Raw genomic sequence first — 3,775 nt, forward strand, 5'->3', positions numbered from 1 at the left:
ATTTCCACCGTCTGGAATGGCCTGCGTGCCGGCCGCCCCACCGGTCCCTGCATCCGGACCGTTGCCCGCGACGCCGGCGTCACCTGCATCGCCACCATCGCCGCCGTTGCTGTCTACGTCACCATCACCGCCCCTGCCTCCGGTCGCACCATAAAGAGCCTGTGCATGCGCCGGCGCCGTCAGGATGACTGGCAGCAGCAACGACCCCGCGAGCGCCGTGGAGCACAAAAGTACAAGCGGGATATGAGCGAGCGACGATCGCGAATTGTCATGGAATTCCCCCCGTGTGCCGCAAGCAACGATTCCGCGGCCGGCCCGATCGCCGGGCGTCCCGCGAAAATCATCGCTTGCCGCTGCGTCGGGTCGCGTGCGTCCGCCACGCACATCGCCCCGACTGCTTCCTCACAATCCGCCCGGCGAAACCACCAAGACGATCGCGGCCGATGATAAAACGTCCTCTCCCGACAATTCCACCGATCAATTCTATTGAATTCTGACCAATTCTTGCACGGGCGGATCGCGCTTGCCTCCCCGCACAACTCCTGCGAGATTCAACATTTGGCGCATCGGGGGGTGCGGCAGGGGAACCCCGTGCGAATACTCGACCATGCTTGATCTGAAGACCGTTCTGGTTGTTACGTTTGCAACCGCAAGCCTGCAGGCCGTCACCTGGTTGTTTGTGTGGCTGGCGTGGCGCCGCCTCTATGAGTTGAAGTTTCTTGCGGCCGGCTTCGTCGCTATCGCGGCGGGGGTGCTGCTGATTCTCCTGCGTGGGGAGCAGCCGGCGGCCTGGGCCATCGTGCTCCACAACACGATCATCAAGCTAGGCCTGGTGTTGCTGGCCGAGGGTCTGGCGCGCTTTCTGGGACAGCCACGCTATACCTGGATCAGCATTTCACTGCTGATTTTCCAAATTGTCGCATGGAGTGCCGCCCTCGCGATTGATCCAGGCGACATTGCTATACGCATTCACGCATCGACCTTCTTTACGGTCGTGATGATGTCGGTGATGTGTCTTGGGCTGATGCGGGACCGGACGCAACCAACCCTCCTGCGCTGGATCACGATCGGTGTGCTTGCCGAGTATATCGCGGCTAGCGTTCTCCAGAGCATCATCGAATACCGGCTGCCGGTCGATTTTCAAGGCGCCTCAGTTCTGGCCGACCGCAACGCCTGGTATCTGCTGCAGGGCGCGCTGTTCCTGATCGCCTTTTTCGGCTGCCTGCTGTTCATGGTCAGTTCGCGGCTGTCCTCTGCGCTGCTGGAGAAAAATATCGCCCTGTCGCGGGAGGTACGGGAACGACGACGGCTGGAAAGCCGGTTGAACGCGAGCCTGGCGGCCGAACGTGTGCTTCGCGACGAGCAGGCGGACTTCATGCGCGTCGTCAGCCACGAGTTTCGCACCCCGCTCGCCATCATCCGCAACGCGGCCGACATGATCGGCCTTGTCGGCCACAAGTCGCCCGAAGCGACACGAGAACGGATTGCCGGCATTGGCGAGGCGCTCGATCGCCTGTTTTCCCTGATCGACCGCTTCATGGCCAATGATCGCGACAGCGGGTTTCAGCCGGAGATGATACGCGTCGGTTTGCTTATTGCCGATGTGCGGCTGCATTTCGGGATGACCGGGCGCGGCGAGCGCCTGATCTTTACGGCGGATGACGACGCCGTTTCGCTTGTCGCCGATCCCGAGATGCTGGCGACGGTCCTGATCAACCTCATCGACAATGCGCTCAAATATTCGTCGGAGGACCAGCCAGTGGATATCGATGTGCGCAGCGAAGGTCGAAGTGCGGTCATTCGGGTGCGTGACCGTGGCATCGGCATTCCACAGGCTGAGCTTCACAAGATCGGCAGGCGCTTTTTCCGGGCCTCCAATACGATGGCGGTAACCGGAACCGGTCTCGGCCTCTATTCTTCGCGCAAATTGCTGGCCTATCACGGCGGCAAGCTGCAGTTGCTCGCCAACGACGACCAGGGCATTACGTCCATCGTCAGCCTGCCTCTGGCAGGCGAGGCAACGGATCGACTTTCGCCCGAGGAACTGACCGCATGACGCATATTCTGATCGTCGAGGACGAGCCCCGGCTGCGCAAGGATCTGGCGGATTTCCTGGAACTGACGGGCTTCACGGCCGAAGGCGTCGCCACGGCAGGGGAATTGCGCCAGACGCTGGCCAACGGCAGCTCGCCCGCTGTCATCATCCTCGATGCCGGGCTGCCCGATGGGAACGGGTTCGATCTGGCAACCGAAATCCGCAAATCACATGCCTGCGGCATCATCATGCTGACGGCGCTCGGTGACAGCGACGACCGTATCCGTGGCTTTGAGAGCGGCGCCGACATCTACCTGGTCAAGCACAGCACGCTGCGCGAGATCGACGCCGCAATTCGCAGCCTGCTGCGACGGACGGGAGCCCCGCCCGACTCTGCCAACGGCAGCAGCGATCGGTGGGTGCTGGACGGCACGAACTGGATGCTGATCGCGCCCAATCACCGTTCGCTTAAACTGACGGCGGCCGAGTTCGCCTTCATGAACGTGCTCTGCAACCGTAGCGGCGAAATCTGCCAGCGCGAGGATCTGGTGGAGCTTGTCGCCCGTCCCAGGTCGAACTTCGACAACAGGCATCTCGACGCAGTCGTCAGCCGGCTACGCCGCAAACTGGAGGAGCACATCAGCTTGCCCGCGCCGATCAAGGTCGTCTATGGCGTTGGCTACATCTTCACCGCGGCCGCCGCCGTGCAATGAACGTCTGCTCAACGGCTGCTTCCAGACCGAAGCATCGACTGGTCATGGCGCGGCAGGACCTCGATGTGCAGCCTGCAATGTCCGCTCTCAGGAAGCCACCATGCCCGCCCCTAAGACCGAGATTGCCGCCATTCGCAACCTGGTCAATGACGCTCACCGTTGGCCCATAGCGGAACACCCTCAGCTTACTCCTCGCCCTGCTTCTGCGCGATGATGTCGAGCCGCTCGCGGTCGGAGCGTTCGCGCTCGTCGCGGTTGCGCACGTCCTTGTAGGCACGCTCAACCATGTTGGTGCGGGCGGTCGCGGCGGCGATGAGGCCGGCTTCTTGCTTCGCGCTTGCCAGGTTCGCCTCCTGGCGCACGACCGCTTGGGCGATGCGGCGGTGGTAGAGATCGGGGAACAGGGCGGAAAGCGAATCGGCCTGGTCGAAATGGCCGACCAGTTCCCTGGCTTCAGCCTCGGCGGCACTGGCCGCGGCAAGGAAGGTGGCGTGGCGGGTTTCGTGCAGCGCCTTCAGCTGTTCCTGCACCTTGACCAGTTTCTTCAGGCGGTCCTTGCGCGTGCTCATGGTCATCTCGCCAGCGTCAGGTCGACGAAGCCGTCGACGAACAGCGACAGCATGGTGCCGACGGCGAAATAGAAGATGATCATGCCGCCGGCGATGATGAAGGGCTGGGAGATGAAATAGATCGGGATCTGCGGGGTCAGCTTGTTGACGAAGCCGATCGTCAGATTGACGAGAATGGCATAGGCGACGAACGGGCTGCCGAGGCGGATGACCAGGAAGAAGGTGTCCGACACCGTGTCGGTGACATCGACGAGGGCTGCCTGCGGGTTGAAGAAGATGTTGACCGGCGCGACCGTGTAGGAGGAAACCAGCGCGCGTATTATCTCGTGGTCGAAATCGAACACGAACAGCATCAACAGCGCCGAGAACGAGATGATGGCGGCAAGGGCTGCCTGGGGTTCGGGCTCCTCGATCGCCGGTCCGCCGGTGCCGCCATAACCGACCAGCATGGCGATGGC

The 3,775-nt window shown here is 62.3% G+C and carries 5 protein-coding genes; 3 read left to right on the top strand and 2 right to left on the bottom strand.

The window, feature by feature from the left end; translation table 11 throughout:
- The 3 genes from EOA22_RS38220 to EOA22_RS26880 form a co-directional block, all read left to right on the top strand.
- On the top strand, nucleotides 1-447 hold a 447-nt coding region (locus EOA22_RS38220; RefSeq protein ID WP_206521337.1), incomplete at its 5' end, for a hypothetical protein.
- A 160-nt stretch (nucleotides 448-607) separates the two neighbouring features.
- The gene (locus tag EOA22_RS26875) at nucleotides 608-2,056 is read left to right on the top strand and encodes a HAMP domain-containing sensor histidine kinase (RefSeq protein ID WP_063168931.1); all 1,449 of its coding nucleotides are present in this window, start codon (nucleotides 608-610) and stop codon (nucleotides 2,054-2,056) included.
- On the top strand, nucleotides 2,053-2,748 hold the full coding sequence (locus EOA22_RS26880) for a response regulator transcription factor (RefSeq protein ID WP_127390338.1): 696 nt from the start codon (nucleotides 2,053-2,055) through the stop codon (nucleotides 2,746-2,748). The genes EOA22_RS26875 and EOA22_RS26880 overlap by 4 nt, the downstream gene beginning before the upstream one ends.
- Before the next feature lie 185 nt (nucleotides 2,749-2,933).
- Here the strand turns inward: EOA22_RS26880 and EOA22_RS26885 are convergent, their stop codons facing one another.
- Nucleotides 2,934-3,317, bottom strand: a complete 384-nt coding sequence (locus EOA22_RS26885; RefSeq protein ID WP_063168930.1) for a hypothetical protein — start codon at nucleotides 3,315-3,317, stop codon at nucleotides 2,934-2,936.
- Nucleotides 3,318-3,319: 2 nt separating this feature from the next.
- Nucleotides 3,320-3,775 (bottom strand): flagellar biosynthetic protein FliR (locus EOA22_RS26890; RefSeq protein ID WP_206521338.1); only part of this gene is annotated, 456 nt, incomplete at its 5' end.

Origin of the sequence: Mesorhizobium sp. M7A.F.Ca.US.014.04.1.1, from assembly GCF_003998745.1 — a bacterium.
Taxonomy (GTDB): domain Bacteria; phylum Pseudomonadota; class Alphaproteobacteria; order Rhizobiales; family Rhizobiaceae; genus Mesorhizobium; species Mesorhizobium ciceri.

Bases quoted from the DNA above. Each gene is read 5' to 3' on its own strand.
- EOA22_RS26875 (WP_063168931.1), top strand. From the start codon at position 608: ATGCTTGATCTGAAGACCGTTCTGGTTGTTACGTTTGCAACCGCAAGC.
- EOA22_RS26880 (WP_127390338.1), top strand. From the start codon at position 2,053: ATGACGCATATTCTGATCGTCGAGGACGAGCCCCGGCTGCGCAAGGAT.
- EOA22_RS26885 (WP_063168930.1), bottom strand. From the start codon at position 3,317: ATGAGCACGCGCAAGGACCGCCTGAAGAAACTGGTCAAGGTGCAGGAA.